Here is a 1,178-nt window from a genome sequence, read left to right on the forward strand (position 1 = left end):
TAGTGATGAGGAATTCCATTGTCAACCTGAGCTTGGGCTCATGCTAGTTTTTGATGAATTCACAAAAAAATTAATCTCTGTATGCATTACTTTGACATCATATTTACCTGAAATTGAAGTTTATAAAGGCAATATGCTTTCACTATTTCAGCCTGTAATGGATAAAGCTACTGTGAGAGCAAGATTAAAAATGTTATATCCTGACTTAGAGACGGATAAGTTAAGTCTTCTTGAAAAAGATGTTGCAGCAATCATTATTCCGGCAGAAATTCACCAGAAGTTCAGCGCAACTTATGGAGGTCGGAATTCTCAGACTCAAATAGAACAGGATTCTAAAGACTTAAGAGCAGCTGTAGATCGTGATTTTAGTACGATAGAGCCAACATTGAGAAACTATGGGGCAACGGAAGCACAGCTTGAAGACGCCAGAGCCAAAATACACAAGCTTAACCAAGAACAGGGGTTATACAGATAATGGCGGTTAACGTTGAAATGCTGATTAATAGCTTAGGTAAAACCTACCAAGATATTTATGATGAGGGATTAATTCCTTATAAAGCTAAACCAAGTGGTTTTTCTGGAGATAAAACTATATCCTTAAATATGGCTAAAGAAGGTGTTTTTTTATCATTTAACCGAGAAACTAAGGTATTTATAGAGATGACATTAACTTTAATCGTACCTGATCGTCCTAGCTTTGTTTTTCCGAACGATATACCATATCCTTTAAATAAGGAGATGAATCGTCAATGGGTAGATGATAATTTAGGAAAGCCAATTAAAACCGCGCCGCCATTTAAGGCATTAAAACGTGAATTTGGTTGGGCATATCTTTATTCCTATCAAGGTAAGCAGGGAATTAGCATGCAAATATCGCATGATGTTTTAGATCGAGTTAGTCGAGTTACATTCTTACCTACAAGTAGAGTACGTTGGTAGTCAATAATAAAAAGGGAGCTTTTTTAATAGCCAATTCATTTGTGAGTAGTTTTAAAAACAAATTGCAGATGAATTGGTTTAACTAGGAATAACGGTTATATAAATAATGGCTGATGTTGTTGCAATCATAAATAATTTAGGACAAACAGTCGATATGTTGATTGAAAAACAACTTATTTCGGCTGGGAAATTTGAGCACATCTTTAATAATGATGAGGAATTCCATTGTCAACCTGAGC

1 protein-coding gene and 1 pseudogene are annotated in these 1,178 nt (G+C 35.1%); both read left to right on the forward strand.

Annotated features, from left to right (window positions below; all coding sequences use genetic code 11):
- Window positions 1-475, forward strand: a pseudogene (locus tag BO26_RS24325) (hypothetical protein); the annotation flags it as partial.
- The gene (locus tag BO26_RS18515; RefSeq protein ID WP_036774103.1) at window positions 475-939 is read left to right on the forward strand and encodes a DUF6392 family protein; all 465 of its coding nucleotides are present in this window, start codon (window positions 475-477) and stop codon (window positions 937-939) included. The pseudogene BO26_RS24325 and the gene BO26_RS18515, both read left to right, overlap by 1 nt.
- Window positions 940-1,178 lie beyond the last annotated feature (239 nt).

The organism is Photorhabdus australis DSM 17609, assembly GCF_000711895.1.
Lineage (GTDB): Bacteria > Pseudomonadota > Gammaproteobacteria > Enterobacterales > Enterobacteriaceae > Photorhabdus > Photorhabdus australis.